Origin of the sequence: Halosolutus amylolyticus, from assembly GCF_023566055.1 — an archaeon.
GTDB classification, from domain to species: domain Archaea; phylum Halobacteriota; class Halobacteria; order Halobacteriales; family Natrialbaceae; genus Halosolutus; species Halosolutus amylolyticus.
The window spans coordinates 323,693-350,586 of sequence record NZ_JALIQP010000003.1; the positions used below are offsets into that span (position 1 = coordinate 323,693).

Here is a 26,894-nt window from a genome sequence, read left to right on the forward strand (position 1 = left end):
GACGTACGCCGTCGGCCCGCGTTCGCCCCGGTGGAACCAGCGACGCGCAACGACCACAGACAGCGACCTCGCGACCGATGGAGGGACGCAATGAACACTGCAGACCAGTATCTCAAAGCGATCTATCTCGCCCAGCGCATCGAAGACGGCCCCGCCTCGACCGGGACGCTCGCGGACCTGCTCGAGGTCAGCCCCGCGAGCGTCAACGAGATGATCGGCAAACTGGAGGGGCGCGGCCTCGTCGACCACGAGAAGTACAAGGGGGCCAGCCTGACCGACGAAGGGCTCGAACGCGCCCACGACGCACTACAGACCTACTGCATCATCGAGCGCTTCCTCGCGAACGTCCTCGAGGTCGAGGAGTTCCGGGAGGAGGCCCGCGCCCTCGAGAGCGTCATCGACGACACCGTCGCCGAGCGTCTCGACACCATCATCGATCGCCCCCCGGAGTGTCCCGACTGTTTCGACCCCGAACGGGACTGCTGTGAACGGCTGGAACTCGAAGTCGGCGGCTGTGCGGATTGAGCCGTCGACGCGTTCGTTTTCGACCGACCCGATGCCCAGTCAGTTCCGGTCTCGTGACGCCACGCTCCCCGCGTCACCGAACCGGACGTACCGCCGACCGACGATCGCGGCCCCGACCAGGGCGGCCACGACGACGGCCGATAGTTCGATCGGGAGCGACCACGTCTCGCCGGCCCAGTCGTCCTCGAAGACCGTCGCGTAGTAGGTCGCGATTTCCTCGCCGTGTACGGCGAGAAGCACCTCGCGATTCTCCCGGAGCGAGTTGTCGTTCCAGTTCGCGCTCCCGACGACCGCCGTCTCCCGATCGACGACGAGGCCCTTGGTGTGAATCTTCTCGAACGCGTCGGTGTCGTCGGCGAGTCGGACCTCGAAGTCGAGGTCGTCCCTGGCGGCGGTTCGCTCGAGGTCTGCGGCCAGTCGTTCGTGGTCGTCTTCGACGTACCACGACGAGTCGAGCAGGAGTCGGACCGTGACGCCACGACGAGCGGCCGCGATGGTCGCCTCGAGCAGGGAGACGTCGGGATCGACGGTGGCCTGCTGGACGAGCAACTCGTCCTCCGCCGACGCGACGAGGGACTCGAGTCGCGATTCGGCGTTGTCGGGCACGAGCAGGAGTTCGGCCGACTCGATCGGGACGGTGGCCGGTTCGTGATCGGCCTCGAACGATCGCGGCGGCGGCGGGTCGTCAGCGACGAACGACGCGTTCGCGAGGTACGCGGCCCCGGATTCGGTGTCCCACCCTCGGAAGTCGGTCCGGAACACCGACGCGAGGTCGGCCGCGAGGGCGGCGTCGGTGAGCCGAACGCCCCAGCCACGACTCGATGCCCCACCGACGCCTGAGGGTTTCCAGTTCTCGGTCGTCACGAGGACCGCATCGTCGGCGACGAGGTACTTCGGGTGGTGGTACCGGTAGCGCGCCCCCTCGCCGCCGACGGCGCGAACCTCGACGCCCGCAGTACGCAACGTCTCGATCCGCGATCGGGTCTCCGACGGCGCGCCGCCGACCGGGCCCGACTCGAGGAGGACGGCGACGTCGACGCCGCGTGCCGCCGCGTTCGCCAGCGCGGCGGCGATATCGGGATCGGTGAAGGTGTACCCCGCGAGCAGGAGCCGATCGTCGGCCTCGCGGATCGTCTCGAGCGGCACCGCGGGCGCGTCGGGGAGGACGAACGCGGTCGCGTCGTCCGGGTCGAACGTCGAGACCGGGCGGCAGGTCGCGTCTCGGGGCCACCACTGGCCACGCGGTTGGCCGCCACCGTCGGCGATTGCCGTGTCGGCCGCGCGTGAGTCCGCCTCGCCGCCGGGTTCGGCCCGGTACCATCGTTCCGCGAGGGGTGCCCGATCGTAGGCCACCTCGTCGACGACGCCCGTCCCGTTTCGGAGTGTGAGGGCGTCGCCGTCGTCCGCGAGTCGGAGGGTCCCGTCGAGTTCGAGGACGGGAGCGTCGGTCAACGCGTCGGTTGCCGCAGGGTCGGTACTGGCGGCGACCCGCCCCGAAACGGTCTCGTTCGGGAGCGTCGCCGTCGTGTGACCGTCGGTGATCGTCCAGTTCGCCAGCCGCGTTCCGGGCGGCGTCTCGAGGACGAGATGCTCGCCGACGTCCCCTCGAGCCGTCGGGTTCGGGTAGAGTTCCACGATCCGGGCGTCCGTGGTCGCCGTCGACGTCGATCCGGCTCCGGCCTCCCGATGGCCCTCGATCGGACACTCGGCGTCAGTCGCTGGCGTCGACGTCTTGTCGCCCTCTCCGATCGGAGCGATCGTCCGCGGCGCTGTCGGTCCGGACTCGTCGATCGCCACCGGCTTCGAGGATGTCTCGCTCCCGGCCGTCGCCGGCGTGCCGAGAGCGAGCGGGCCGACGATCGCAACGCTCGCGACGAGTGCGAGCGCGAGCGCGGTGACTGTCCGGCGTCGATCGACCATCGGGGCGTCTGGCCGCCCCTTCGTACTTAAACTGTGAGGAGAGCCGCGGTCGCCGACTGTCGTCGCGTGCGCCTAGGCGGCCGGCTCGAGGTCGACGTTCTCGGCCTCGGCCTGGACGAGGTACGCGCGGTCGTCGTCGTACTCGGCGACGATCTCGAGCGCGTCCCGCGTCCCGATCCGGGTGAGCGCCCACGCGGCGCTGGCACGGACGCGATCGGCCTCGTCGTCCGCGAGAACGTCGGCCAGCGGGTCGATCGCGCGGGTATCGCCGATCAGTCCGAGCGCGCGGGCGGCCCAGCTACGGACGTCGGGGTTCTCGTCGACGAGCTGGTTGGCGATCGGCTGGACGGCCTCCGCGGTACCGATCTCCCCGAGCGCGCGGAACGCCGGCTGTTGCAGGTTCGGGTTGGAGTCGACGTAGTCGAGCAGGGTGTCGACGACCTCGTCGTCGTCGACGCCGATCTTGCCGAGGACGGCCATTGCCGCCTGGTCGCGGCGGTTGGCCTTCTGGAGCATCGGCTCGATGGCCTCCTCGGGGCCCATTCGTTCGAGGGCCTCCATGCAGTGTTCCTCCATGAAGTCCGAGCCGAACGTCTCCAGCGCCAGCAGGATCATGTCGACGTTGCCCCGCTTCTCGTGGACCTTGAGCGCGTGCCACTCGGGCGGGAAGTCCTTGACGTGATCGAGCACGTCGTAGAACCCCTCCCGCCGGAGCTGTTCGCGGATCTGGAGGTCCGTCCACTCGGTCGCGTCGTCGACGTCGCTCTCGAGGCCGTCGGTCGCCTCGAGCAGTCCGGCGATCGTCTCCGCGTCGTCGTCCGGGTCCAGGTCGGCCGCCTCCACCGCGTCGACCGCGTTCTCGAGGGTCGCCTCGAGCTGTTCGGGAACGGTCTCGCCCTCGTTGACCAGCGTGACGGAACTCCCGAGGAGGTCGTTCAGGTCGTCGAGGAAGTCGTCGACGGCCTCGATCAGCTCCGCGTTCCCTTCCTCGGTCCAGCGGGTGCCTGTGATCGTGCCGCTCACGCCGTTGATTTCGCCGATAACGTCTTCGGCGTAGGGGCCACGCTGGTCCTCGAGATCGGACTCGAGGTCCGATACGTCGCTCTCGATGTCGTCGTAGCGCTCCTGCAGTTCTTCTTCCGGCGTGACCGTCTCTTCGTCTTCGTCCTCGTCCTCTTCCTCCTCCGGCGGCTCCGGAATCTCGATCGGCTCGAGTTCCGATCGGAACGCCTCGATGTCGGCCTCGACGACGTCCAGGTCGGCCTCGGTCTCGGCGGCCTCGAGGTCCGCTTCGAGGGCCCCGAGGTCGTCCTCGAGGGACGCGAGGTCCGATCGGATCGCGTCGAGATCGACCGGTTCGTCCGCCGCTTCGGCTGGCTTGTCGGGTGACTCCTCGTCACTCATCGTCCCACCTCGTGACGGCTCCGACGCGTGACAGTGTCCATAGCTACAGGTCGTGTCAGCACGTTCCTAAGCGTTTCCATGCAGGCCCGTCTCGGCCGGCCGTGGCTCGTCCTCGCGCCAGTAGAACCAGGGACTCAGCGTCATGTACGCGATGCCGAGCATCAGGAGGGCGTAGGGGAACGTTCGTCCCGCGAAACTGGGGACGAGTATCGCGAGCGCGTGAACGACGCCCATGATGGCGGCGTCGCGCGCGAGCAGATCGGGGTACTGGATCCGCGAGACCATCAGGTAACAGAACGCGCCGGTGACCGCGAGCACGAGCCGGGGGTCGGCCACGCCCGCGAGGATGGCCGCACCGAGAATCGTTGCCGCGAGCGTCGTCTGGACGCCCTCGGTGTAGCTTCCCGCCGTGTCGTAGGCCGTGTACAGCCCCAGCCGTGCGACCGCCATCGCGACGAACAGGGCACAGATCGCCGTCACGAGCAGGAGTTCGGGCGTCACCGTCTCGAATCCGATTTCGAGGCCGTCGCTGACCACCACGAACGCGAGCACCGCGGGCGCGACCGCAAAGGAGGCGACGTCGGCGAGCGAGTCCAGGTACGGGCCGGCCTCGGAGCCGCCGTAGCGGCGGGCAAGGATCCCGTCCAGTCCGTCGGCGATCGCCGCCAGCAGGATGAGACGGGCGGCGAGTCGAATGTCGGCGAACGCGACGACGACGGCGACGAACCCGAGTGCGGCGTTCGCGATCGTCACCGCGTCGGCGACGCCCAGTCGGCCGACGAACCGGGGGAGCATACACCGGGGTACGTCCGGCGGGTACCTTACGTGTTTTCGTTCGGATCGGGAGCGGTGTCGATCGATCGGGGGTATCGCTCTCAGCCGGGAGGAGGCGACGCGGTCCCTCTCGCGCGAGCGTCGCCTGCTCGACACCACCGATCGACCCGATCATCTTCGGCAGTTCTCGACGGGGACGATTACCGATTCGAGAGATGAACCGGGCCGGTTATATCGCGAGTGTCCCAACGTTCGGGTATGAACCGGCGCGTCCTGCTCGCCGCTCTCGGAACGGGGGCCGCTTCTGGACTGGCAGGCTGTTCGTCCGTCCTCTCGCTCTCCGAGGACGACCCCTGTGGCGGCGACGAGTGTGACATCGGGATGACGCGAAACGAGTTCCTCCCCGAAACCTACGAGGCGACGGTCGGCGAGACCGTCGTCTGGAAGAACACGAGCGGCGCGGATCACACGATCACGGCCCTCGAGAGCAGTCTCCCCGACGGCGCCGAGTATTTCGCCACCGGCGGCTTCGAGGACGAGGAGACGGCCAGGATCGCCTGGGAGGGAAATCGCGGCGGTCGGCTGGGAACCCGCGAGACCTACGAACACACGTTCGACGTCCCGGGGACCTACCCGTACATTTGCATCCCGCACGTGGGGGGCGGCATGGTCGGCGAGATCGTCGTGACAGAGTAACACACTCTACAGAAAGTATTTATGATCGTGGGCGAATCTGTGAACTACCTCGGGTAGGGGTACACGAGGTCTGCGGTATTTTTTGGGACCCAGCGAACGAGCCAGGACTCCGCCGATCGGCCGAACCCGACGCTGACAATCGGCCGAACCCGACGAAGACGATCGGCCGAACCCGACGCCGACGATCGGCCGAACCTGACACCGTCGATGCACAGACCGCCAGCTATCCGGACGTGGTGGATCAAAAAAGCTCGACGTCTCGCGTTCGCCGGTTCCCGCACCGATCAGTCGTCGCCGGCGGCGACGTCCTCTTCGTCGACGTCGACCGCGGTCGCTTCCTCTTCGGCGACCTCTTCGGGGTAAGCCTCGAGCGTCGCCTTCTGGATCTCGACGCGTCGCAGCGGATAGATCGTCTTGGCCTCGCCGTAGATGGCCGAGGAGAGTCGGCCCTCGACGACGCTGTCGACGAGTTCTTCGAAGGATCGTTCGGCCGCGGCGTCTTCGACCATCTCGACCATCTGCTCGCGGATGGCCTTCTCCTGGCTCGCATCGGCCTTTTTCGTCGTGAAGGCGACGGGCTGGATCTGGACGCGGTAGTCGTCCGTCGTGAGGACGGTGACGTAGGCCTCGATCTTCGAGGCACCGCGACGGACCAGCGATCGGAGGTAGTCACGGGTCAGGGAGTGTTCCACGAACTCCGTGTACGCCGAGTCGCTGCCGACGTCGGTGATCTTGAAGGTCAGCTTCGTGTTGTTCTCGCTGGCGTTGTTGGTGAGTTCGCCGAGCGTCGTTTCGATGGTTCGGTCGTAGACTTTCTCCGGTTCGTCAGCGGGGGTCTCGCCGAGTTCCTGGCGGTCGAACTGCTCGGGTGCCAGGACGGTGTACCACCGCTTCTCCTGTTTCGCGCGTGAAACTGATCGTTCACTCATTGTTGGTATCTGGATTTGTATCGGACACAGGTCCCGTGTCCGTCGGTTCCGCGTGCTGTACCACCTGCATCGCGACGTCGACGTTGACCACGTAGTCGTCGACCGTCGAAAGAAGGCCGCTTGTCGACTCGCGATCGATCCGCGTGACGACCGCGCCGTCGTCGGCGTCGACGGTCGTCTCCATCTCGTCGGTGTTGTCCGGGTCGATCGCCCGTGCGATCCGCTCGGGATCGTCGTGTTCCGTCCGGACGATCGCGGTCGCGCGCCGGGTCATTGGAGCGCCCTCACTGTCTCGACGATCGTCGACTCGTCCACCGCGGCGTCGTACCGCAGGAAGCCGCGCCGTCTGGCGGCGTCGTACTCGACGGTCCGATCGGTCTCGCCCGCGAGTTCGCGAGCGACGGCCTCGACGGTCGCGCCGAGGGACTCGTCGTGTGCGGCGAGTGCCGCTTCACCGTTACCGACCGCGAGGACGACCGGTTCCAGCGAGCGATAGCCCGCGACGACGCGAGCGATCGCTTCGACGGGCCCGTCCGCGACGCCGACGACGAACAGCCCGTCGTACCGTCCGGTCGAGGCGTCCGCGAGCGCGGCGTGGGCCCGACGGCCGTAGTCGCACCAGGCCGACCGCGCCGCATCGGCCGCGTCGTGTCCCATCGCGAGCGCTGCGCCGGTTCCGGGTTCGGTCCGCGCCGTCGCCGCGAGCACGTCGGCGTAGCCGCCGATCGTCGCGAACGGTCCGTCCGGAGTCGCGTACGGCCGCAACGCGCGCTGGATCGTCTCCGCGGCGGTCGCGGTCGCGTCGTCCGCGCCCACGACGTCGAGCGCCACGGCCGAGCCGATCGCCCGGTGGCCGTCCGCGTCGAGCGCGTCCGGATCGTCGACCGCCGCGGGTGCGACGGCCGCGAGCGCCTTGCGAGTCGCCGACGGGTCGCCCGACCACGGCGCGCGAACGCGCGTGGAGTGTGCGATCCCGTCGATCGGATCCCGAGTTGGGACGACGAGTCCGGGGCGTCGTTCGACGAGGTCCCGATCGCGGGCGGCCTCGAGGAGCCACTCGCTCTCGCCGGCCCCGGGATCGGTCCCGGCGGCCGTGAGTCCCGCGAGCGCGAGGACCGGATCCGGCGTCGCGCCGAGGTCCCGCACGATCTCGCAGGCGTCGAGCGTGGCGGGGCGGTCCGTCGCCCCGATCTGGGGCCGATCCGCGTCCGCGGTGCCGACGACGAGTGTGACGTCACCGCTCCGATCGGTTTCGGGGTCGCTCGCCGCGGCGCGATCGGTCCGTTCCGCCACGGTCCGGCCGATCGTCACCTGAAACGGCGTGGCGCGATCGGCGAGCGCGCGGGCGACGAGCCCGCTCGCCGCGAGCGCGTCGCCGTCGGCCCGCGCGACGAGCCGGACGAAGCCGGCGCTCTCGATCGCGCGGGCGGCGGACGGCGGCTCGGCGGTTCGACCGTCGGTGGACATTCCGTGTTAGTCCTCGAGGAGTTCCTTCGCCGTCTCGAAGGAGTACGTGAAGTCGGGCTCGAGTTCGTCGCCGCGGTAGTAGTCGACCAGTCGGCGCACCTTCGACTCGGTGTTCTGCAGGGCGCGCTTGTTCTGGTGGTCCTGCGGGTTAGCCTGGACGTGCTCGCGCAGGCGCACGGCACGGTCCATCAGGTTCCGGAGGTCCTCGGGGATGTCGGCTTTCGCGTCGTTCTCCTCGAGGATCTCGGTGATCTTCTTGCCGGTCGCCAGCTTGACGTCCGGCACGGGCGTGCCCGTGACGCCTTCGTCACGCAGTTTGATCCCGATCTGGCTGGGATCGTGGCCCTGTTCCGCCAGTTCGACGACCCGCTCTTCGATCTTCTCGGGGTCGACGTCGCTCCACTCCGGGGGTTCGTCTGCCGCCGGCTTGTCCGAACCGGACGAGCCTCGGCGGCGGGTGTGCATTCGTGCCATTGGTGAGGATAGGAACCGCACTGACCGCCTCCGTACGCGACAGCCGAGTGACTCGGCTGTCGATGCACTTCCGCAATCCCGAGCTACCCCGAATAGCGGGTAGCAGAGTCAGATTTGCGGCCGTGCGCTTCCCGCTGGAGCCTTCCGGTCGAACGGACTAAAGGGTTTCTAGACCGGCCCCGTGCCGATCGGACTCTACGCCGGCCCCGTGCCGATCGGACTCTACGCCGGCCCCGTGCCGATCGGACTCTACGCCGGCCCCGTGCCGATCGGACTCTACGCCGGCCCCGCGCCGATCGGATGCGATCGACGTCCATCGGCCTGGACTGGTCGTCCCGTCGGATCGGCTGTGCCGACTACTGCTGGCCGACTCGAGTCCCCTCTACTGCTGGCCGACTCGCGTCTCCTCTTCGTCCCAGTACTCCTCGCGCAGTTCGTACTTCTGGACCTTTCCGGTGGCCGTTTCGGGCAGGTCGTCGACGAAGTCGACGCTCGTCGGTTTCTTGTAGCCGGCCAGCTGTTCGCCGACGAAGTCGACGATCTCGTCTGCCGTCGGGTCGGCGTCCCCTCTCGGGACGACCAGCGCCTTGGGCGTCTCGCCCCACTGCTCGCTCGGCACGGGAATGACGGCGGCCTTCAGGACGTCCGGGTGGTCGTAGAGGACGTCCTCGACCTCGATGCTCGAGATGTTCTCCCCGCCCGAGATGATGATGTCCTTCTTCCGGTCCTGGATCGCGACCATCCCGTCCGCGTCGATCGTCGCGAGATCACCGGTGTGGAAGTAGCCCTCGACGCGCTCGTTGAACGCCTCTTCGGTGATCTCCGGCTTGTTCAGGTAGCCGTCCATCACTTGGTTCCCCTGGACGACGATCTCGCCGATCGTCTCCCCGTCGCGCGGAACGTCGCTCCCGTCCTCGTTGACGACCCTGACGTCGGTACACAGCGTCTCGGCGCCCTGCTTGACCTTGAGGTCGCGGCCCCGCTGGGCGAGTCGCCGGGGCGAGTTACTCGTCGTGATGATCGGCGCGGTCTCGGTGAGGCCGTAGATATGGATGATCCGCCAGCCAAACTCGTCCTCGACGGTCTCGATGGTGGCCGTCGCGGGCGCGCTCCCCGCGGTCGCGATCCGGACGTCTCGATCGCCCATCGTCTCGACGCTGTCGTTGCTCTCGTAGTGGGCGATGAGGTTGTTGAGCACCGTGGGCGCGCCGCACAGGAACGTCACGTCGTAGTCGCGGACGCGCCGGAAGACCCCCTCCGCGTCGAACGTGCGCTGGCAGACGTGCGTGCCGCCGGTCCCCGTGATGGCGTAGGTGTGTCCCCAGCCGTTGCAGTGGAACATCGGTAGCGTCCAGAGATACGTGTCGTCGTCCCGGATCTCCATGTGCTGGTTGAGCACCAGCGCGTGCCAGTGTTCGGTGCGGTGGGTCCGGACCACGCCCTTCGGATCGCCCGTCGTCCCCGAGGTGTAGTTGATGCTGGCGTCGTCGTCCTCGCTTATCGCCGGCCGATCGGGTTCCGCCGTCGATCCGCCGTCGAGGAAGTCCTCGTAGTCGATCCAATCGCCGGTAATGTCGGCGGCTTCGTACCCGACGAACGTCTCTGCCGGAATCTCGTCCCGGATCGGTTCCACCTTCTCGGCGTAGTCGTAATCCGCGATCAGCGTCCCCGCCTCGCAGTCGTTCAGGATGTACTCGTACTCGCCCGTCGCCAGCCGGTAGTTCAGCGGCACGAACACGGCCCCGAGTTTGTTCGTCGCGTACAGCGTCTCGATGAAGTAGTGGGTGTTCGGCGCGAGCAACGCGACCCGATCGCCCTGCTCGACGCCGCTCTCTGCCAGTGCGTGGGCCAGCCGGTTGACCCGATCGTTCACCTCCGCGTAGGTGTACTCCGTCCCGTCGTGCGCGACGACCCCCGTGACGTCGTCGTACAGGTCCACCGCCCGATCGAGGAAGTCCGTCGTGAGCATCTCCCGTTTCATGGTTGCCACACAGTCACAGCCGACGACAATCTCGCCCTAATTTGTTGTCGTTCATATACTATTTCTGTCACCCTGTGGGTGCGGCCCGTCCTGGATCGAACTCGCTGGCGTCCGCGTACCTACCTCACGTCGGCGCTCGGGCCGCAACAGTCGCGCGTCGTTCGTACGACTCCGGTCCGGATCGATCGGCTCGGCCGGGTTCTGCTCTATCATCCACCGCGATCGGAGCCGGTGCGCTCGACGGACAGTTCGCTGACGACGTACCGCGTGCGCGATCAGGCTGGGGAACGTGATCGATACCCACGACAGTCGGTCCCGCCGCAGTCGGCGGATATCGAGGGGTTTATACTCGAGTGTGTGAAAGCAGTGAGTGCGAACGCGGGCTCGTAGATCAGAGGTAGATCACTCCCTTGGCATGGGAGAGGCCCCGGGTTCAAATCCCGGCGAGTCCATCAGCGATATCTCCCTGAACAATAGGAAGGCGGCGCGGCTTCTTTAAATACTTCCCTCAATACTCAGCGCACGCTTTGCCGCTAAAACGGGGTGTATAGATACCTTGTAGGTGGAACCCGTCACGGGTTAGTCACTCCGCCGTATGGCGTTTTTCAACAAGTCATAATTTTCATTGACACATCACCGCGCTACGGAAGGATGTGTAGGTCGGTCGTCAGAATCACACTCATCTCACTCTCCAGCCGAGAACGAAGCTTGCCCCTATGCGGCCCGTAGTTGCGGGGGTACTAACTGCCACACGACCCGAAGAAGCAGAGACAGACAGTCGCCCGCCGCTTCCGGTTCTTTATCGACGCGTATCTGGCAAATTACGAGGTATCGCCCGCTGTCTATAAGGAATTAGAATACGCGGGTGTCGTATGAGACTCGAGTTTCTTGATCACCGTTTGGAGCCCGGCTGGGCCGAGGACGACGGTGTTACCTATACGTGGTCTTACGATGGAGCGACCACCGAGATCACCGATTCTCTTACGGAGGCCGAGGACTGGTCGGAGATCGACACGGGTGATGTAACGAGCACTAATGTCGACGGTGACGGTACTGTGTGGGGAGAGACTCACGTCGCGATCTCCCCAGAGGCCCGGATCGACCGCCTTCGGCGTCTCTTGGAGTTCTACCCGATAGTTGAAATGAACGTGTATGACTGACGACCTAAGCAAGGACCCAGAGATCGTCTACGAGGCTTTCTGGTCTCAAGAACGGGTTTTAGGTGTGTCCTTCGCGCTATTCATTCAGGTTATCTAAAAATATTAAAAATATATAACAAATCCTACAGAAAGACACAAACAAAACCATGAAAGTGAACGAGCCATACGAAGAACAAGCTATCCCAATCCCCTACGTCGCTGGCGTGTTTGACGGGATGGGAAGCATAATCCTCGCAATTCAAGAAAAGAAGAGAACCGGAGTGGGATACCAAGTACAACCGTGGCTCAGGATCACAACCAATTCTGAGCCCCTGGCTGGCCTGCTGGATGAGTTTGCGCTACAGCATGGGTTGAGACACCAATTCAATGAAACTGAGGCTGGCTCGATCCGGTGGCAGATCCAGGCGGTTGAAGATTGTGAACGATTCCTCGATCTCGTCATGCCCTATCTGGTCAAGGAGTACGAACGGGCTGAGATCATGCGGAACGACATACTCCCATTGCTCAAGGATCAGGACCACCACACGAAGCAAGGGATGATCCGGCTGGCTGGCTTGGGCGGCGAGCTTACTGCAACCAGAAATCGACAACGAGAAAGAAAGTATACGGAGGACTACTTCAGAGAGCTGTGGGAAGACGACCTCACTGGTACTTCTTGATGACCTCTTCAAGCCGTTCTGCGACGTGGTAGGCCGTGACCTCTACATCTCGTCCATGTCTCACTCGTGGCTTCCTGCGGAGAGATCGGTTCTAACATCGTATGAGAGCAAACACAGCGGCGGGCAGATCAGGCAGTTCACAAATCTGCATGGCTGTGTCGTGTCAGGAAGATATCACACTGTCCCACCGGAGCGCAAGCGACGGTGGTGGATTCGGGGATCTGTCATGTTACGCCGGTTGACGCGAGCACCCCGTAGGGAGCGCGAGCGTGCCCCGGGTTCAAATCCCGGTGAGTCCACTCAGAATTTTCCCGATCGAAATCTTCGACGGCGTCACGTCGCCGGTCCAGTTTTCCACGGTCCGTATGGCGATCGTCTTCCTGGGGCCGATCGCTGGGGTGATCATCGCACTGATTTGAACACTCCGCTTGAAATGCCGTTTGCAGATGGTGGTACGAGACAGCGGTCCCTACATGTGCTCGTGACGCGTCTCGATTCTACTCTGCGACGGCTTCGTCAGCGACGAACGCATCGAGTACGTGGTCAGTGTCCCCGCTCCGGGACAGCACCGTCACGATGTCGTCCGGTTGGATGACGGTCGTTCCGTGGGGCGTCAGCACGCGGTCGCCCCGCTCGATCGCGATGACCAGCGAGTCGTCGTCGAGGACGTCGTTTCGAACGGCTTCTTCGAGGGTCTGTTCGACGATCGGGGCGTCGGCTTCGACGGTCACGTCGACGACGTTCGCATCACCGGCGAGACTGATAACGTCCGTCGCCCTGGGCGTCGAAATCTCTTCGTCGGGTCCGAATGCGGTATAGGGGCTGTGAGTTTCGGACTCGACGAGCGTCTCGTCTTCGATCTCGATCCCCAGTCGCGAGAGGGCCCGTGCGATCCGCCTGAGGTGTTCCGTGTCTTCGCCGACGGCCAAAACGTGCAGGTTTCGGCGGCCGGTCATCAACTGGCGGACGTTGATGACTCCGGGGACGGTGCTGGCCTCCTGTGCGAGCGCGTTGCGTTCGGAGACGGGCGCGTTGCAGACGTAGAGGGTCGTCAAATGGCCCTCCGCCCGTTCGAAGTCGATCTCGGTGGTATAGCTTCGAATGATATCGTGGTCCTCGAGGTTGGCAATTCGATTTCGTATCGTTCCCGGCGAGACGTTGACCTGTTCGGCGATCGTCGGTGCGGAGGTGTTTCGGGCATCACGCATCAACTCGTAGATGATGCGTCGATCGATCTCGTCGAGCCGATAATCCATGCCACTCGTATCGGTGTGCAGTCCTTTATATCGTTCCGAAAGAGCGAGTTGCGCAATACGTAATTAACCGGACTGATTATTACTGATACAGCAATCCTACCGACGTTGTTATATGTGCCCTGTCCGATTTTCCGGGTATGAGCCACGGCGAGAGCAACGAGGAACTCGCGAAGGACCTCGGTCTCATTTCGGCGATGACGATCGGGATCGGGACGATGATCGGTGCCGGCATCTTCGTCTTACCCGGCGTCGCCGCCAACGCGGCGGGACCGATCGTCGTCGTCTCGTTCGTCGTCGGCGGCCTGATCGCGATGGTGAACGCGCTGTCGGTCTCGGAACTCGGCACCGCGATGCCGAAAGCCGGCGGCGGCTACTACTACATCAACAAGTCGCTCGGGCCGATGTTCGGATCGATCGCCGGCATGGGCGACTGGATGGGGCTGGCATTCGCCTCCGCGTTCTACTGCATCGGCTTCGGCCAGTATCTCGCCGTCTTCGTCCCGTTACCGGAAGTTGCGTTCCTCAGTCCGATTCAGGTCGGCGCGCTCATCGCAGGAGCGGTCTTCGTCGGCGTCAACTACATCGGAGCGAAGGAGACCGGCGGCGTCCAGACGATCATCGTGTTCACATTGCTCGCGATTCTCACCGCGTTTGCACTCGCCGGTTTCTCATCGTTCGACTACGCGACGCTGACCGACGAGGGCGGCCTCGCGCCGTTCGGGGCGGGCGCGATTCTACCAGCGACCGCGCTCGTGTTCGTCTCGTTCCTCGGCTACGCGAAGATCGCGACCGTCGCCGAAGAATTGAAGAATCCGGGCCGGAACCTCCCGATCGCTATCATCGGGAGCGTCGGAATCGTGACCGTCATCTACGCGATCCTCGTGACGACCATGCTCGGGGTCGTCTCGTGGCCCGAACTCAGCGAGGACGCGCCGGTCGCACAGGCCGCCGAGCTCGCGTTCCCGGCCTCGATCGGTCCCGTCGGGGGCGTCGCGGCCGTCGCCGCGGCGTTGATGACCGTCGGCGCACTGCTGGCGACGGCGTCGTCGGCCAACGCCTCGATCCTCGCCTCGGCGCGTATCAACTTCGCGATGGGCCGCGACAAGATCGTCACCAACTGGCTCAACGAGATCCATCCGAACTTCGCGACGCCCTATCGATCGATTCTGGTCACCGGCGCGCTCATCATCGCGTTCATTGCGTTCCTGGGGAGGGAGATCGAGGTGCTCGCGAAAGCCGCGAGCGTTCTCCACCTCATCGTCTACGCGCTGATGAACGTCGGACTCATCGTGTTTCGGGAGGCTGACGTCCCGGAATACGATCCCGACTTCGAGGTCCCGTTCTATCCCGTCACGCCGATCCTCGGCGCGGTCCTCTCGCTCGGCCTCGTCGCGTTCATGGACGGCTACGAGATCGCGCTGTCGGCGGCCTTCGTTCTCGCGGCTGTACTCTGGTACTTCCTCTACGCCCGCGACAAAACGGTCCAGCAGGGCGTGCTCTCGGATTACATTCGCCACCGCGAGGAGGAGATGCCGGATCGCGTCGTCGAGGCCGCCGACGCAGTCGCGCCGAGCGGGACGGAGGGACCGACGATCATGGTCGCGCTGGCCAATCCGCGAACCGAACGCGCGCTCATCACGCTCGCCAGCGCGCTCGCCGAACACGAGGGTGGTCGCGTACTCGCGACACATATCGTGACCGTCCCCGATCAGACGTCGCTCGCCGCCGCCGCCGAAAACAACGACCGGATCGATGCTGTCTCGGAGTCGCTTCTCGACGACGCCAAGGCGGACGCCGCGGCGTTCGACGTCCCGATCGAGACGAAGACGATCCTGTCCCATCGCGGTCTTGAAGAAGTGTACGACGCGGCACAGACGAACGACGCGGACACGGTCGTGATGGGCTACGGCGGCACACGGTTTACCGGGGGTCGTGCGGAGAGTACGCTCGACGAACTGACCCACGATCTGCCGTGTGACTTCCTCGTGCTGGATGCAACGGAGTTCGATCCGACCGATATCGTCGTCCCCACGGCCGGTGGGGCGTCGTCCGACCTCTCCGCGGAGGTCGCCCGCGCGCTCCACGACACGATCGACGCCGAGGTGACGTTGTTACACGTCGCCGAGGAGGGAGCGGAAGCGGAGGGACGGGAGTTCCTGCGCGACTGGGCCAACGACCACCAGCTGTCGGACGCCGCGTTACACGTCGAGACCGGAGACGTCGAGCACGCGATCGAGCGCTTCGGTGCCGATCATGGGCTCGTCATCGTCGGTGCGACCGAGCGTGGACTCCTGTCGCGAATCGTCCGGGGGTCGCTCGCGTTCGACGTGATCGAAAAACTCGACACGCCTGTGCTGTTGGCCGAACGGCCGTCGTCGCGGTCGCTCCGCGATCGGGTTTTTGGCCGGCGCTGAACCGACGAGCGTATTCGATCGGTCGGCCCGGCTTACTCGTCTGTCTCCGTCCGCGGCAGTGCGATGACGGGCCGATCGGCCCTGGTAACGAGTTTGAGCGAGTGGTCACCGGACAGAAACTGCATGAGGCGGTTTCCACCGCGGGCACGGTACGCGACGGCGCTCGCGTCGACGTCGTCGGCAGCCTCGAAGATCGCCCCTACGACGTTCCGAGCGTAGGCAGTGTGATCGTCGGCGTCGGGAAACACCCTGCGGACGGCAGTGGACGATTCCGCAGCCAGCTCCTCGGACTGCTCGACAGGTGTTTTATCCGGGACGCCCTCGCCCTTTTCGACGACGTGCAGAGCCGTCACGTGGTCGGGATCGTACGGTTCGAGTGCCATCGCCGTCTTCTCGGCATCGGTCTCGTTCGCGACCGGAACGAGCACGTGAGCGAGAAGGTCGTCCTGGGAGGAATCGTGTCCACTACCCATACAACGAAAAAGGAAAACGAACCTCATATCGATTCGGTAGGACAGCCCAGACACCGCTCAGTATGAACTGCATACACCGTCTGGTCTCCCTTCGTTACTGATTCCGCGTATACCGGTCTCGTCGACCCCGGTCAAGCCGGTTGTGACCCGACTCGGTGTCAACTCGTACCGCCTGCAAACCATCCCGCGTCCGTGATCCGTGGGACGCGAACCGATGCGTTCGTCTCGACGCCGACGTCCACCAGAGGTAAGCAGGTCGGAAGCGAACTCCGTCGCATGGCTACGCGCATTCTCGTGGCGACCGACGGGAGCGACGCCGCGACGGTGGCGCTCGACCACGCGCTGGACGTCGCCGCCGATCGAGACGCGATCGTCCACGTGCTCAACGTAGCGGATACGAACCGGCCGAGCCTCGCCCGACTCGGGACCGACGTGGTCGACGTGCTCGAGCAGGAGGGAGAAGAGATCGTCTCGGCGGCCGCCGATCGGGCCGACGAACGCGGCGTGACCGTCAGTACGCACGTCGTTCAGGGTGAACCGCGGGAGGCGATCGTCGACGCGATAGCGGAAACGGAGTTCGACCTCGTGGTCATGGGTGCCCACGGGCGGCGTGGACTGGGGGAGTACGTCCTCGGGAGCGTCACGGACTACGTCGTCAACAGGAGTCCGGTTCCGGTCCTGACGGTTCGGGCGGCCGAGGACGCGACGCAACCGTTCCCCTACGAAGACGTGGTCGTGCCGACCGACGGGAGCGTTCACGCGAGTGCGGCGGTGGACCTGGGCGCGACGGTCGCCGCGCGACACGATGCGACGCTCCACCTGCTGTCAGTCGTGGACGAACTCCCGGAACTACCCGACGATCGAATGAGCCAGCTCTCGGAGCAGGTCACGGAGAACCTGCAGGAAATCCTCGACGAGGACGTCGACACCGTCAGGAGTGCGGGCGTCGAGGACGTCACGACCGCCATCGCGTCCGGGTCGGTACCCCGCGAGGTCACGTCCTACGTCGACGAGGAAGGGATCGATCTCGTGGTCATGGGAACGCACGGCCGGACCGGCATCGACCGTCACCTGCTCGGGAGCTTTACGGAACGAGTGATCCGCACGTCGCCGGTCCCGGTTCTCACGACGAGACGACTCGGGGAGATGGACTGAGTTCCGGGCCCCGCTGATTCCACGACCGACGCCGATCGGCCGCCGATTCGTGACGGTCCTCTCGGATCAGCTAGAAAAGACACTACTCGTTCCATTCAGAAACGGACACTAATGAATATCCAACTGGCTTCCCACAGTCGGGAGTGGCCGAACCGTGACTGACCGCTGGCGTGCGTCGCTCGCGCGCGGCCGATCGTCGATTTCGCGGAACCGACTCCGGGTCGCGTTCGCCGTCGTGATCCTCCTCTCGGCCGCCATGGTCGCGAGCGCGTCGACCGGTAATAGCCTCTCGACGGCCTCGGAGGCGGACGTGCCGGAGGCACCGCCGACGGACAACCACACGGTCGTCACCGAATCGGGGCGTGCGGGGACGATCACCGCCTACGATCCCGACGGCGAGGTGCTCTACTACAACAACACGCGGACGAAGTACTTCGATGTCGACCCCGTCGAGGACGATCCGCTGACCGTCGAGTACGCGGCGACGGACACGATCCACACCGAGGGGCCGACCTGTTCCGACCCGCCGTGTGCGCTGAACGTCATCGAGCGCGCCGACCTCGAGACCGGCGAGGTCGAGGTGCTCTACGAGCGCTACGACTACAAGGAACTCGCCGGCGAGTGGCACGACACCGATCGGATCAACGAAACGCACGTCGTCGTCGCAGACATCGTCGCGGACCAGGTGTTCGTCGTGAACACCGAGACGGAGATCGTCGACTGGCTCTGGGACGCCCAGAGCGACTTCCCGGTCGAGGGCGGTGGGCCGTATCCCCGCGACTGGGCCCACATCAACGACGTCGAGTACATCGACGACGGTCAACACGAAGGGCGGATCATGGCCAGTCTGCGCAACCAGGACCAGGTCGTCTTCCTCGATCGAGAGGAGGGCCTGCTCGAGAACTGGACGCTCGGGAGCGAGGACGACTACGACGTCCAGTACGAACAGCACAACCCCGACTACATCCCCGAGAGCCAGGGCGGACCCGCCGTCGTCGTCGCCGACTCCGAGAACGGCCGCGTCCAGGAGTTCCAGCGCGAGGGCGGCGAGTGGACCCGCTCCTGGGAGTGGGAAGACGATCGGATCCAGTGGCCCCGCGACGCCGATCGACTCCCCAACGGGAACACGCTGATCACCGACACCCACGGCAATCGCGTCATCGAGGTCGACGAGTCCGGCGAAATCGTCTGGCAGGTCGAATCGACGCTCCCCTACGAGGCCGAACGCCTCGAGACGGGTCCCGAGAGCGAGGGTGGCCAGAGCGCGGCCGCGCTCGGACTCGAATCCCGGACCGCCGCCGACGGCGGAGGCGGCGGTGACGGTGGAAGTACCCTCGGGATCAGTCCGCTCGGGTACGTCGGCGATCTCATCGAGTCGATCCTCCCACACCGGGTGTACAACGGCCTCCTCTTCGTGAGCCCGGTCTGGATGGGCCAGACCGAGTTCGCCGCGGTCGCGATCGCACTCCTGACGGGGCTAGCGTGGGTCGGCCTGGAGATCAGGTGGCGAGTCCGCGACGCCGGGATCAGGTTCCGGTTGCCCGTCTATCGGCGGAAGGACGAATAGCCGATCCAGTCGACGGCGGATTCGTCGGCTACCGTTCGTCGGGAACGCCCCGCCCACTCCGGACGGGAATCGTCCATCGCGTACGTACCGACAGAACACTCATATCGAATCGTCTACTCACCCCTGTATGGGCACGAACCCCGTCGAAGAGAATTTCGTGACGCGATTTCTCCTCGGGTTCGCGGTGATCGTCGCGATGGCGATCGGCGGCCGAGCGGTGGCCGCGGCCTTCGTGTCCGCTGGGATTCCGTACGCGAACTGGCTCGGCGTCGCAGTCGGGGCGGTCCTCGTGTTCGCCGCGTTCACCGTACTGTACCGGCGCTACGATGCGTCGTACGGGGAGTAGCGGCACCCGTCTCTGGATACCAACGTTCGGGGAGGCCAACTCCCGTCCGTCCCGCCGGCGGAGTCGCCCTCCGACGGCGACGGCTCTCGACGCTCGAGTGGCCCTCAGACCACGAGGTAGCCGCCGAACAGGTACAGGCCCGCCAGGATCGACTGGAAGGACAGCGACCCCACCGCGGACAGCACGACGAACGCTCGGCCGTTCATCTCCGACAGTCCGGCGGGCACGGTGAGCAGTCCGCGAACGAACAGCATCGTGTTGCTCACGGGGACGGCGATGGGCCCCCACCGATCGAACCAGCCGTCGAACCGCTCGAGTCGTGACTCAGTGATCGGGAACCAGCGCTTTTGCAGGACGTACTCGCGACCGGCCCGGCGGACGAGGTAGAACAGGAACACCTGACCGATCGTCGTGCCGACGACGGCGATGACGACGATCGAGGCTGCTTCCGGGACCGAGGATCCGATCAACGCCAGCGCGGCCGGCACGACGAGTTCGCTGGGCATAAACCGGAGCATCATCGCTCCTTCGAGGATACAGATCCCGAACAGGACTGCGAACCCGACCTCCGACGTGAACATCGATTCGAGCCAGGACGGCGTGCCCTCGATCTGGAGCGGTTCCATCAGTTATTCGTACTCGATCCCGGACATAAGCGTTGCTGGTTCGTTACCGATTCCGAACGTGTTGGCGGATCCGGACTGGCAGGGGCCAGCCACAAGCTATGTTACGGTATCGGCCGAATGGCGGGTCGATGGAGATCGGCCGAGCACTGTTCCTCGCGGGCGCGTTCGCCACCCACGCGTTCGTCGGCTACGCGCTGGTTCGCGCGTTCACCAGGGCCGATCCGCGGATCGGGGTCGTCCTCGGTCTCCTGCCGGACGTCGATTTTCTCTTTCCTGCGGGAATGGGGTGGCCGTTCGTCCACCGCGGGATTACGCACACGCTCGTGTTCGCGCTGGCCGTCGCCGCCGGACTGTACGTGCTCCGCCGGGATCGATCGATCGCGCTCGCCGCCGGACTGGCGATCGGTTCACACCTCGCGATCGACTCGCTCTCGCCGAAGGGGGTCGTCCTGTGCTACCCGATCGAGGCGACCTGGAGCCCCGGACTCGCGGTTCACGGGCCGACTGCGACGGCCCTGCTCTGGACAGCCATGATTGGACTCCTGGTGTGGCGGACGGAGGGGCGGTCGCCGGTCAGATAACGGTCCCCGCGAGACGGGATCGGGTCGGTCCGGTCGTCATCCCGACGGGGCGACCCAGAGAAGCGACACGATCGTCAGCCCCAGTGACGCGAGCAACGCGCCGGTGCCGACGAGAAAGACGGCGCGGTTGATTCGACCGTTCTTCGATTTGAACAGGTCGAACGTGACGTGCGCTCGCGAGAGGGGTTCGAGGGGGCTGATCCCCATCGGGGTCACGATGTCGCCCGCCAGGTGAGCGACGATTCCGCAGGTGCCAACGACGAACCCGAACGTGAAGCCCAGGCCGGAACTGACGCCGAAGCGGGGACTCGCGCCGACGAGAAGGGCCGTCGCGCCGCCGACGACCAGCCCGGTCACGATGGCGAACCAGACGGTGTGGGTCGGACCCCGGTGGTCGATCCGATCGATGACTTCGTCGATGTCGGGGACGGTGGCCGTGCTAACCGCGAGGAGCGCTCCCCAGACGGCGAGTGCGAGCGACCACCTGTCGGTCACGATCGGTACGACGGGTGCGTAGAGCAGGGCATTGAATCCGGCGTGGCCTCCCCGGTACATCGCGGACGGTTACCGTCCCTCGGGCCTCGGACGGCTTAACCGCTCGGATGCGAGTCGTCTCGGCTCACTCCAGCGATCGGACGCCGAACGCCGACACCGAGACGCCGCCGATCAGGATCGGCATCCAGTAGATCGCTCCGCGGAAGATGAGGACGGCGGCGGTGACCGCCGATGCCGGGATCCCGGTCGTCGGCACGAGCAGCGTGACGAATGCGGCCTCGATCCCGCCGAGACCGCCCGGGAGCGGGGCGGCGCCCGCGAGGTTCGCGAGCGGGATCACGAACAGCAGGACGTACGGCGGGACGCTGTAGCCGAGGGCGGCGAACGCGAGCATGAGCGCGGCCGTCTGGAAGAGCCAGCCACACAGCGACAGCCCGATCACCGCCGAAAGTCGCCACCGATCCGTCCCGACGCGCTCGATGTTCTCGAAGAACCGACCCAGCCGATCCCGGATGTCTCCCTCGAGCGTCTCGGAGTCGAATCGATCGAGACCGAGGCGGCCGATCCGGGGAGCGACGACGGCGGGGAGGCGATCGACGATCGCGTATCGGTATCGCCACACGACCACCATAACGAGGACGATGCCGCCGATCAGCGCGACCGCCGATCCGACCGCCGTCTCGAGGCGATCGCCCAGAGCGGCGGTGGTCGCGTAGTAGCTGACGCCGACGAGGACGAGCGAGATCGAGGGGACGACGTTGATGACGTCGACGCTCGCGATCCCGACGAGGCCGGTCTCGTACCGTGCGTCGGAGACCTTCGAGATGAGAAGCGCCGCGATCGGTTCACCGCCGGCCTGGCCGAACGGGGTGACGTTGTTGGCGAAGACGGCCCCGGCGTAGACGAAGAAGGACTTGGCGAGCGGGATGTCGACCCCGAGGGTTGCCAGGACGGTCCGGAGCATGAGACTCCAGGCGGCCAGCCAGCAGAGCGCGAGCGCGAACGTCGCGGCGACCAGGGAGAGATCCGCCGTCAACAGCGTGTCGACGACGCTCCGCGCGCCGACGGCGAAAAGCAGGACGGCGAACACCGCGATCGCCCCGAAGACGCCGATAAAAAACGCGCGCCGGTTTCGCTCGTTCATGGCTCGTATGAATCATCAGCGAACTTGAAACGTCTGATCGACGGCGGCGGGAGACCGACGGGTCCTGCCGCCACCCGTCTCTTCAATCGTTTTATTGCCATGGGACGGATTGTCGACAGTAATGGACAGGACTCGTCAGTCGAACGTGCTCTTCGTCGTGCTGGACACGGTCCGGAAGGATCGTCTCGGACCGTACGGGTACGAGCGGGAGACGACGCCCGCGCTCTCGGCGTTCGCGTCGGAAGCGACCGTCTTCGAGTCGGCGGTTGCACCCGCACCGTGGACCCTGCCGGTCCACGCGTCGCTGTTTACCGGCCGCTACCCGAGCCAGCACGGGGCCGACCAGGGGAGTCCGTACCTCGAAGACGCGACGACGCTCGCGTCGATCCTCTCGGCGGGCGGCTACGACACGGCGTGTTACTCCTCGAACGCCTGGATCACGCCCTACACGGGACTCACCGACGGCTTCGACGCACAGGACTCGTTCTTCGAGGTGCTCCCCGGCGACGTCCTCTCGGGGCCGCTCGCGGGCGCATGGCAGGCCGTCAACGACAACGCATACCTCCGCGACCTGGCGTCGTCGATCGTCCACATCGGGGCCAAGGCCCACGCCAAACTCGCCAGCGGCGACGGGGCGGACTCGAAGACGCCGTCAGTCATCGATCGAACGAAATCGTTCGTCGAGGACAGCGAGAGCGAACAGGGCTGGTTCGCGTTCGTCAACCTGATGGACGCCCACCTTCCCTACTACCCGCCCGAGGAGTACCGCGAGGAGTTCGCCCCCGGCGTCGACCCCGACGAGGTGTGCCAGAACTCCAAGGAGTTCAATTCGGGCGCACGCGACGTCGACGACGAGGAGTGGGCGGCCATCCGCGACCTCTACGACGCCGAGATCGCCCACATGGACGCCGAACTCGGCCGCCTGTTCGACTGGCTCCGCGAGACCGGCCAGTGGGAGGAGACGACCGTCGTCGTGTGTGCCGACCACGGCGAACTCCACGGCGAACACGACCTCTACGGCCACGAGTTCGCCCTCTACGACGAACTGATCAACGTCCCCCTCATGGTGAAACACCCGGCCCTCGAGGCCGATCGCCGCGAGGATCTCGTCGAGTTGCTCGACTGCTATCACACGCTGCTCGACGTGCTGGACGTCGATCCCGACGCCGTGGCAGAGACGGGTGACGGGGACGCCGTCGCGTTCGATCCGACGCGATCGCTGCTCTCGAGCGAGTACCGGGCGTTCGACGGAGTGGCGCAACCGGGCCCCGGCCAGCGTGCCGTCCTCGAGGCGGACGACGATACCGACTACGCGTTCGTCGAGTACGCCCAGCCGGTCATCGAACTCCACCACCTAGAGGAGAAGGCGAGCGAGGCCGGTATCGACCTGCCCGACGATCACCGTGCCTACTCGCGGCTGCGCGCCGCCCGGAGCACCGACGCGAAGTACGTCCGCGCCGATCGGATTCCCGACGAGGGGTACCGACTCGACGACGACCCGGACGAGGGGACACCGATCGGCCCGGCCGAGGACGATCGCGTCGCCGCCGCGGAACGGGCGCTCGCCCGCTTCGAGGACGGCGTCGGCGGTGCGTGGGAGACCCCGGCCGAAACCGACGCCGACGGGGCCGACGCCCTGGCCGAGGCCGACGAGGAAACGCGCGATCGGTTGCGCGAACTCGGCTATCTGGAGTGAGGGCGCTTCTCACGCCCCTCGTGGGAGAGTGCGGCACGTATCACGGTTGCTGAACCAATAAGAATACGTAGGTTCACTCGAAAGACAGGCCAACTGATGAAAGACCAGCACTTCCTCGAGTCGGAGTGGGACTACTGTCTCGTGCTGGACGCGTGCCGGTACGACGTGTTCAGCGAGGTCTACGACGACTATCTCGACGGTACGCTGGAAAAACGCTGGAGTACCGGGTCGTCGACGCCGGAGTGGGCCTACCGGACGTTTACCGGCGACCACGACATCGCCTACTTCTCGGGGAACCCCTTCATCAACGATCTCGGAATTCCGCTGAACGAACTGAAGTGGGGGGCCAGTTGCGACTACGAGTGGACGGCGTCGAACCACATCAGCGACGTCTACGACGTCTGGAAGACCGGCTGGGACGACGACCTCGGCACGGTCCCGCCGGAGAGCCTCGCGGAGGCGTTCCGGGAGAATCAGGCGGCTATCGCAGGGGCCGATCGGACGGTCCTCCACTACATGCAGCCACACGCTCCCTACCTCTCCCGGGGGAAAGGCGGGAAACTCGAGCAGATACAGAAGGGGATCCGCGAGCAGGAGGAAGCCGAGAACGGGGGCGACGACGGCGGCGCGCTCTCGTCGCTCGGCGATTCGCTCCGGCCCAAGGTCGAGAGCCGACTCGAGGACAGCGAACTCGCCCAGAAAGCGGGGCTCTGGCTCGAACTCGACCCGGCCGAACTCGTCAAGAACGGGACCAGGGAGGCCGCGCTCGCACTGTACGAGGAGAACCTGCGGATCGCACTCGAGTCCGTCGCGGACCTGGTCGAGCGACTGGACGGTCGGGTCGTCGTGACCGCCGACCACGGCGAGGCCTTCGGCGAGGAGGGCGTCTGGGAGCACCACATCGAGACGCACATCCCGCCGCTCATGGAGGTGCCGTGGCTCGAAGTCGAGTAGCGCCCACGAATTCGAGCGCTCGCCGGCCCCGTCCCGCGGACCCGATCGGCCGACGGAACCAGTTCCGGTGTCCCCAGGTATGAAAATCAGCCACTACTTCGAACTCGAGGCCCACGTCACCGGCGGCATCCGCGAATCGGTCAAGAACCAGCGGAAGATGCTGGATCGGCTGGACCTGCAGTACACGACCGAACCGACTCTCGACGCCGACGTCTTCCACTGTAACCTCATGGGCCCGCGTTCCGTCTGGTACGCGAAACGCGCTCGATCGCGAGGGATCCCCGTCGTCGCACACACCCACGTGACCGCGGAGGACTTCGGCGACAGTTTCCGGTTCACGAACGCGCTCGCGAAGCCGCTGAAACCGTACCTCGAGCGCGCGTACGGACTGGCCGACGCTCTGGTCTGTCCCTCCGAGTACAATCGTCGGCTGCTCGAAACGTACACCGACGTGCCGACGACCGTCATCTCGAACGGCGTCGATCGCGAGAAACTCGAGGGGTTCGAGTCGCTCGCGGACGAGTACCGCGAGCGGTACGATCTGCGTCCGCCGGTCGTCTTCCTCGTCGGCCACGTCATCAAACGCAAGGGGCTGGCGACGTTCGTCGAACTGGCCCGGCGGCGACCGGACCTGGACTTCGCGTGGTTCGGCCCGCTCGACCGATCGCTGAAGGGGCGGGAAACGCTCTCGCTGATCGACAACGCCCCGGACAACTGCACGTTCACCGGCTACGTCGACGACGTCCGCGGTGCGTACGCGGCGGGCGACATCTTCTGTTTCCCGACCCACGAGGAGAACGAGGGGATCGCGCTCCTGGAGGCGATGACGGCCGGCAAACCGATCCTCGTCCGGGACATCGAGACCTTCTCGTGGCTCGAGGACGGCGAAGACTGCCTGAAGGTGTCGGGATCGGGCGTCGACGCGTTCGCGGACGCGATCGACCGACTCGAAGATCCCGATCGGCGCCGGGAACTCGGCGCGGCGGCGGCGGACCGGAGCGACGCGTTCTCGCTCTCGGCGGTCGCCGATCGCTACGAAACGCTGTACGCGGAGGTGGCCTGAATGAAGATCGGATTCTTCACGGACAGTTACTTCCCCGAGATCGACGGCGTAACGTACACGATCGACCTCTGGCGCGAGAAGCTAGAACGCGACGGACACGAGGTGTACGTCGTCTATCCCGACGGCGACTACGACCCCGACGACCGGGAGATCCCCGTCAGGTCGCTTCCGAACCCGTTCTACGCCGGCTACCGGATCCCGCTGGTCAAACGGACCGCGTCGCTTCCCGACCTCGACGTCGTCCACTGTCACGGGCCGGCACCGGTCGGTCTCCTCGGGCGATACTACGCGTGGAAACACGACTTGCCGGCGATCTACACCCACCACACGCCCATCGAGGAGTACTTCCACCAGAGCGTCAGATCGGAGTCGATCGCGGCGCTCCTCAGGAAGGGGTACGTCCCCTGGGAGAACTCGTTGCTCCGGAGCTTCGACGTCGTGACCGCCTCGACGACCCGGATCAACCGCGACGTCGAGCACGTCCAGTTGCCGGTCGGCATCGACATGGAGTTCTTCCAGCCGACCGAGACGGACTGGTATCCCGACCCCGATCGGCCGGTGATCGGCTACAGCGGCCGGCTCAGCATGGAGAAAAACGTCGACGAGATCCTCCGCGTCGCCGACGAGATGCCCGACTACGAGTTCGTCATCGTCGGCGAGGGGCCGTTCCGCGACCAGCTCGAGCGCGACGCCCCGGACAACGTGACGATCCGGGACTTCCTCCCCAGGGAAGCGTTGCCGATCTTCTACTCCTCGATCGACGTCTTCGTGACCGCCTCGACCGCGGACACCCTGGGTCTCTCGACACTCGAGGCCAACGCCTGTGCCACCCCCGTCGTCGCCGCCGACGTCGCGCCGTTCGATCGAACGATCGGGTCCGAAAACGGTGCCCGATTCCCGTACGGGGATCTCGAGGCGATGGCCGCCGAAATCGAGGGCTGTCTGGACGCCGAGTGGGACACCCGGGCGGCCGTCGAACAGTACGCCGTGCACCGAACCGTCGCCGATCTCGAGCAGCTGTACCACGAAACCTCGCTCTCGACGGACGAAGCGCCGGTCGAAACCGGGAGCCGCTGGCAACCCACGGACGATTAGCCGTCCTGGGGGCACGCGACCGGGAGACGAGTGTACGACC

At 65.6% G+C, this 26,894-nt stretch carries 26 protein-coding genes and 1 tRNA gene; 14 read left to right on the forward strand and 13 right to left on the reverse strand.

The window, feature by feature from the left end:
* Nucleotides 1-90: 90 nt before the first annotated feature.
* Nucleotides 91-525 (forward strand): metal-dependent transcriptional regulator, encoded by a 435-nt coding sequence (locus tag MUN73_RS14095; protein WP_250141130.1) that lies wholly within the window; start codon nucleotides 91-93, stop codon nucleotides 523-525.
* A 39-nt stretch (nucleotides 526-564) separates the two neighbouring features.
* Here the strand turns inward: MUN73_RS14095 and MUN73_RS14100 are convergent, their stop codons facing one another.
* From MUN73_RS14100 to MUN73_RS14110, 3 genes are all read right to left on the reverse strand, one after another.
* On the reverse strand, nucleotides 565-2,445 hold the full coding sequence (locus tag MUN73_RS14100; RefSeq protein ID WP_250141131.1) for a phospholipase D-like domain-containing protein: 1,881 nt from the start codon (nucleotides 2,443-2,445) through the stop codon (nucleotides 565-567).
* 72 nt (nucleotides 2,446-2,517) lie between these two features.
* Entirely contained in the window at nucleotides 2,518-3,849 is a 1,332-nt protein-coding gene (locus tag MUN73_RS14105) for a HEAT repeat domain-containing protein (RefSeq protein ID WP_250141132.1), read from the reverse strand.
* 66 nt (nucleotides 3,850-3,915) lie between these two features.
* Nucleotides 3,916-4,644: a protein sorting system archaetidylserine synthase gene (locus MUN73_RS14110; RefSeq protein ID WP_250141133.1), complete on the reverse strand. Its 729-nt coding sequence runs from the start codon at nucleotides 4,642-4,644 to the stop codon at nucleotides 3,916-3,918.
* 237 nt (nucleotides 4,645-4,881) lie between these two features.
* Here MUN73_RS14110 and MUN73_RS14115 point away from each other — a divergent pair, with 237 nt between their 5' ends.
* Nucleotides 4,882-5,319: a cupredoxin domain-containing protein gene (locus MUN73_RS14115; RefSeq protein WP_250141134.1), complete on the forward strand. Its 438-nt coding sequence runs from the start codon at nucleotides 4,882-4,884 to the stop codon at nucleotides 5,317-5,319.
* A gap of 284 nt (nucleotides 5,320-5,603) precedes the next feature.
* Here MUN73_RS14115 and MUN73_RS14120 read toward each other — a convergent pair whose 3' ends face one another.
* From MUN73_RS14120 to MUN73_RS14140, 5 genes are all read right to left on the reverse strand, one after another.
* Nucleotides 5,604-6,248 (reverse strand): 30S ribosomal protein S3ae, encoded by a 645-nt coding sequence (locus tag MUN73_RS14120; RefSeq protein WP_250141135.1) that lies wholly within the window; start codon nucleotides 6,246-6,248, stop codon nucleotides 5,604-5,606.
* Nucleotides 6,241-6,522 (reverse strand): KEOPS complex subunit Pcc1, encoded by a 282-nt coding sequence (locus tag MUN73_RS14125; protein WP_250141136.1) that lies wholly within the window; start codon nucleotides 6,520-6,522, stop codon nucleotides 6,241-6,243. Before MUN73_RS14125 ends, MUN73_RS14120 begins: the two co-directional genes overlap by 8 nt.
* Entirely contained in the window at nucleotides 6,519-7,715 is a 1,197-nt protein-coding gene (locus MUN73_RS14130; RefSeq protein WP_250141137.1) for an exonuclease, read from the reverse strand. The genes MUN73_RS14125 and MUN73_RS14130 overlap by 4 nt, the downstream gene beginning before the upstream one ends.
* A 6-nt stretch (nucleotides 7,716-7,721) precedes the next feature.
* Nucleotides 7,722-8,189 (reverse strand): 30S ribosomal protein S15, encoded by a 468-nt coding sequence (locus MUN73_RS14135; protein WP_250141138.1) that lies wholly within the window; start codon nucleotides 8,187-8,189, stop codon nucleotides 7,722-7,724.
* Nucleotides 8,190-8,571: 382 nt separating this feature from the next.
* Nucleotides 8,572-10,170 (reverse strand): long-chain-fatty-acid--CoA ligase, encoded by a 1,599-nt coding sequence (locus tag MUN73_RS14140; RefSeq protein WP_250141358.1) that lies wholly within the window; start codon nucleotides 10,168-10,170, stop codon nucleotides 8,572-8,574.
* A 380-nt stretch (nucleotides 10,171-10,550) separates the two neighbouring features.
* On the opposite strand from MUN73_RS14140, the gene MUN73_RS14145 reads away from it, so the two are divergent.
* The 3 genes from MUN73_RS14145 to MUN73_RS14155 all read left to right on the forward strand — a co-directional run bounded on the left by MUN73_RS14145 (nucleotide 10,551) and on the right by MUN73_RS14155 (nucleotide 11,989).
* Nucleotides 10,551-10,622 (forward strand) — tRNA-Ala (locus tag MUN73_RS14145).
* A gap of 420 nt (nucleotides 10,623-11,042) precedes the next feature.
* Nucleotides 11,043-11,330, forward strand: coding sequence for a hypothetical protein (locus MUN73_RS14150; protein WP_250141139.1), 288 nt, complete (start codon nucleotides 11,043-11,045; stop codon nucleotides 11,328-11,330).
* Nucleotides 11,331-11,476: 146 nt separating this feature from the next.
* Nucleotides 11,477-11,989, forward strand: a complete 513-nt coding sequence (locus MUN73_RS14155; RefSeq protein WP_250141140.1) for a hypothetical protein — start codon at nucleotides 11,477-11,479, stop codon at nucleotides 11,987-11,989.
* 497 nt (nucleotides 11,990-12,486) lie between these two features.
* On the opposite strand, the gene MUN73_RS14160 is transcribed toward MUN73_RS14155, so the two are convergent.
* Nucleotides 12,487-13,245, reverse strand: a complete 759-nt coding sequence (locus tag MUN73_RS14160) for an Lrp/AsnC family transcriptional regulator (protein WP_250141141.1) — start codon at nucleotides 13,243-13,245, stop codon at nucleotides 12,487-12,489.
* A 137-nt stretch (nucleotides 13,246-13,382) separates the two neighbouring features.
* Here MUN73_RS14160 and MUN73_RS14165 point away from each other — a divergent pair, with 137 nt between their 5' ends.
* Complete coding sequence (locus MUN73_RS14165) at nucleotides 13,383-15,659, forward strand: amino acid permease (RefSeq protein WP_250141142.1); 2,277 nt, start codon at nucleotides 13,383-13,385, stop codon at nucleotides 15,657-15,659.
* Nucleotides 15,660-15,691: 32 nt separating this feature from the next.
* On the opposite strand, the gene MUN73_RS14170 is transcribed toward MUN73_RS14165, so the two are convergent.
* Nucleotides 15,692-16,132, reverse strand: coding sequence for a universal stress protein (locus MUN73_RS14170; RefSeq protein WP_250141143.1), 441 nt, complete (start codon nucleotides 16,130-16,132; stop codon nucleotides 15,692-15,694).
* Between the two features lie 276 nt (nucleotides 16,133-16,408).
* Here MUN73_RS14170 and MUN73_RS14175 point away from each other — a divergent pair, with 276 nt between their 5' ends.
* The 3 genes from MUN73_RS14175 (at nucleotide 16,409) to MUN73_RS14185 (ending at nucleotide 19,200) form a co-directional block, all read left to right on the forward strand.
* Entirely contained in the window at nucleotides 16,409-17,287 is an 879-nt protein-coding gene (locus MUN73_RS14175; RefSeq protein WP_250141144.1) for a universal stress protein, read from the forward strand.
* Nucleotides 17,288-17,441: 154 nt separating this feature from the next.
* Nucleotides 17,442-18,854, forward strand: coding sequence for an aryl-sulfate sulfotransferase (locus tag MUN73_RS14180; protein WP_250141145.1), 1,413 nt, complete (start codon nucleotides 17,442-17,444; stop codon nucleotides 18,852-18,854).
* A gap of 127 nt (nucleotides 18,855-18,981) precedes the next feature.
* Nucleotides 18,982-19,200 (forward strand): hypothetical protein, encoded by a 219-nt coding sequence (locus MUN73_RS14185; protein ID WP_250141146.1) that lies wholly within the window; start codon nucleotides 18,982-18,984, stop codon nucleotides 19,198-19,200.
* Nucleotides 19,201-19,304: 104 nt separating this feature from the next.
* Here the strand turns inward: MUN73_RS14185 and MUN73_RS14190 are convergent, their stop codons facing one another.
* Nucleotides 19,305-19,826: a DedA family protein gene (locus tag MUN73_RS14190; RefSeq protein WP_250141147.1), complete on the reverse strand. Its 522-nt coding sequence runs from the start codon at nucleotides 19,824-19,826 to the stop codon at nucleotides 19,305-19,307.
* A gap of 128 nt (nucleotides 19,827-19,954) precedes the next feature.
* Between MUN73_RS14190 and MUN73_RS14195 the strand changes: the two genes are divergently transcribed.
* Nucleotides 19,955-20,407 (forward strand): metal-dependent hydrolase, encoded by a 453-nt coding sequence (locus tag MUN73_RS14195; protein ID WP_250141148.1) that lies wholly within the window; start codon nucleotides 19,955-19,957, stop codon nucleotides 20,405-20,407.
* A gap of 36 nt (nucleotides 20,408-20,443) precedes the next feature.
* Here MUN73_RS14195 and MUN73_RS14200 read toward each other — a convergent pair whose 3' ends face one another.
* A complete protein-coding gene (locus MUN73_RS14200) occupies nucleotides 20,444-20,962 on the reverse strand; it encodes a metal-dependent hydrolase (protein ID WP_250141149.1) in 519 nt (172 codons plus the stop codon).
* A 64-nt stretch (nucleotides 20,963-21,026) separates the two neighbouring features.
* Complete coding sequence (locus MUN73_RS14205; RefSeq protein WP_250141150.1) at nucleotides 21,027-22,046, reverse strand: lysylphosphatidylglycerol synthase transmembrane domain-containing protein; 1,020 nt, start codon at nucleotides 22,044-22,046, stop codon at nucleotides 21,027-21,029.
* 121 nt (nucleotides 22,047-22,167) lie between these two features.
* On the opposite strand from MUN73_RS14205, the gene MUN73_RS14210 reads away from it, so the two are divergent.
* From MUN73_RS14210 to MUN73_RS14225, 4 genes are all read left to right on the forward strand, one after another.
* Nucleotides 22,168-23,742, forward strand: coding sequence for a sulfatase (locus MUN73_RS14210; protein WP_250141151.1), 1,575 nt, complete (start codon nucleotides 22,168-22,170; stop codon nucleotides 23,740-23,742).
* Between the two features lie 96 nt (nucleotides 23,743-23,838).
* Nucleotides 23,839-24,696, forward strand: a complete 858-nt coding sequence (locus MUN73_RS14215; RefSeq protein WP_250141152.1) for a hypothetical protein — start codon at nucleotides 23,839-23,841, stop codon at nucleotides 24,694-24,696.
* A 79-nt stretch (nucleotides 24,697-24,775) separates the two neighbouring features.
* Nucleotides 24,776-25,759 (forward strand): glycosyltransferase family 4 protein, encoded by a 984-nt coding sequence (locus MUN73_RS14220; RefSeq protein ID WP_250141153.1) that lies wholly within the window; start codon nucleotides 24,776-24,778, stop codon nucleotides 25,757-25,759.
* Nucleotides 25,760-26,854 carry a glycosyltransferase gene (locus MUN73_RS14225; protein WP_250141154.1) on the forward strand — a complete coding sequence of 365 codons (1,095 nt, stop codon included), beginning with the start codon at nucleotides 25,760-25,762 and terminating at the stop codon, nucleotides 26,852-26,854.
* Nucleotides 26,855-26,894 lie beyond the last annotated feature (40 nt).

Excerpts from the sequence above, each read along its gene's own strand:
- MUN73_RS14095 (WP_250141130.1), top strand. The coding sequence starts at position 91 with ATGAACACTGCAGACCAGTATCTCAAAGCGATCTATCTCGCCCAGCGC.
- MUN73_RS14100 (WP_250141131.1), bottom strand. The coding sequence starts at position 2,445 with ATGGTCGATCGACGCCGGACAGTCACCGCGCTCGCGCTCGCACTCGTC.
- MUN73_RS14105 (WP_250141132.1), bottom strand. The coding sequence starts at position 3,849 with ATGAGTGACGAGGAGTCACCCGACAAGCCAGCCGAAGCGGCGGACGAA.
- MUN73_RS14110 (WP_250141133.1), bottom strand. The coding sequence starts at position 4,644 with ATGCTCCCCCGGTTCGTCGGCCGACTGGGCGTCGCCGACGCGGTGACG.
- MUN73_RS14115 (WP_250141134.1), top strand. The coding sequence starts at position 4,882 with ATGAACCGGCGCGTCCTGCTCGCCGCTCTCGGAACGGGGGCCGCTTCT.
- MUN73_RS14120 (WP_250141135.1), bottom strand. The coding sequence starts at position 6,248 with ATGAGTGAACGATCAGTTTCACGCGCGAAACAGGAGAAGCGGTGGTAC.
- MUN73_RS14125 (WP_250141136.1), bottom strand. The coding sequence starts at position 6,522 with ATGACCCGGCGCGCGACCGCGATCGTCCGGACGGAACACGACGATCCC.
- MUN73_RS14130 (WP_250141137.1), bottom strand. The coding sequence starts at position 7,715 with ATGTCCACCGACGGTCGAACCGCCGAGCCGCCGTCCGCCGCCCGCGCG.
- MUN73_RS14135 (WP_250141138.1), bottom strand. The coding sequence starts at position 8,189 with ATGGCACGAATGCACACCCGCCGCCGAGGCTCGTCCGGTTCGGACAAG.
- MUN73_RS14140 (WP_250141358.1), bottom strand. The coding sequence starts at position 10,170 with ATGAAACGGGAGATGCTCACGACGGACTTCCTCGATCGGGCGGTGGAC.
- MUN73_RS14150 (WP_250141139.1), top strand. The coding sequence starts at position 11,043 with ATGAGACTCGAGTTTCTTGATCACCGTTTGGAGCCCGGCTGGGCCGAG.
- MUN73_RS14155 (WP_250141140.1), top strand. The coding sequence starts at position 11,477 with ATGAAAGTGAACGAGCCATACGAAGAACAAGCTATCCCAATCCCCTAC.
- MUN73_RS14160 (WP_250141141.1), bottom strand. The coding sequence starts at position 13,245 with ATGGATTATCGGCTCGACGAGATCGATCGACGCATCATCTACGAGTTG.
- MUN73_RS14165 (WP_250141142.1), top strand. The coding sequence starts at position 13,383 with ATGAGCCACGGCGAGAGCAACGAGGAACTCGCGAAGGACCTCGGTCTC.
- MUN73_RS14170 (WP_250141143.1), bottom strand. The coding sequence starts at position 16,132 with ATGGGTAGTGGACACGATTCCTCCCAGGACGACCTTCTCGCTCACGTG.
- MUN73_RS14175 (WP_250141144.1), top strand. The coding sequence starts at position 16,409 with ATGGCTACGCGCATTCTCGTGGCGACCGACGGGAGCGACGCCGCGACG.
- MUN73_RS14185 (WP_250141146.1), top strand. The coding sequence starts at position 18,982 with ATGGGCACGAACCCCGTCGAAGAGAATTTCGTGACGCGATTTCTCCTC.
- MUN73_RS14190 (WP_250141147.1), bottom strand. The coding sequence starts at position 19,826 with ATGGAACCGCTCCAGATCGAGGGCACGCCGTCCTGGCTCGAATCGATG.
- MUN73_RS14195 (WP_250141148.1), top strand. The coding sequence starts at position 19,955 with ATGGAGATCGGCCGAGCACTGTTCCTCGCGGGCGCGTTCGCCACCCAC.
- MUN73_RS14200 (WP_250141149.1), bottom strand. The coding sequence starts at position 20,962 with ATGTACCGGGGAGGCCACGCCGGATTCAATGCCCTGCTCTACGCACCC.
- MUN73_RS14205 (WP_250141150.1), bottom strand. The coding sequence starts at position 22,046 with ATGAACGAGCGAAACCGGCGCGCGTTTTTTATCGGCGTCTTCGGGGCG.
- MUN73_RS14210 (WP_250141151.1), top strand. The coding sequence starts at position 22,168 with ATGGACAGGACTCGTCAGTCGAACGTGCTCTTCGTCGTGCTGGACACG.
- MUN73_RS14215 (WP_250141152.1), top strand. The coding sequence starts at position 23,839 with ATGAAAGACCAGCACTTCCTCGAGTCGGAGTGGGACTACTGTCTCGTG.
- MUN73_RS14220 (WP_250141153.1), top strand. The coding sequence starts at position 24,776 with ATGAAAATCAGCCACTACTTCGAACTCGAGGCCCACGTCACCGGCGGC.
- MUN73_RS14225 (WP_250141154.1), top strand. The coding sequence starts at position 25,760 with ATGAAGATCGGATTCTTCACGGACAGTTACTTCCCCGAGATCGACGGC.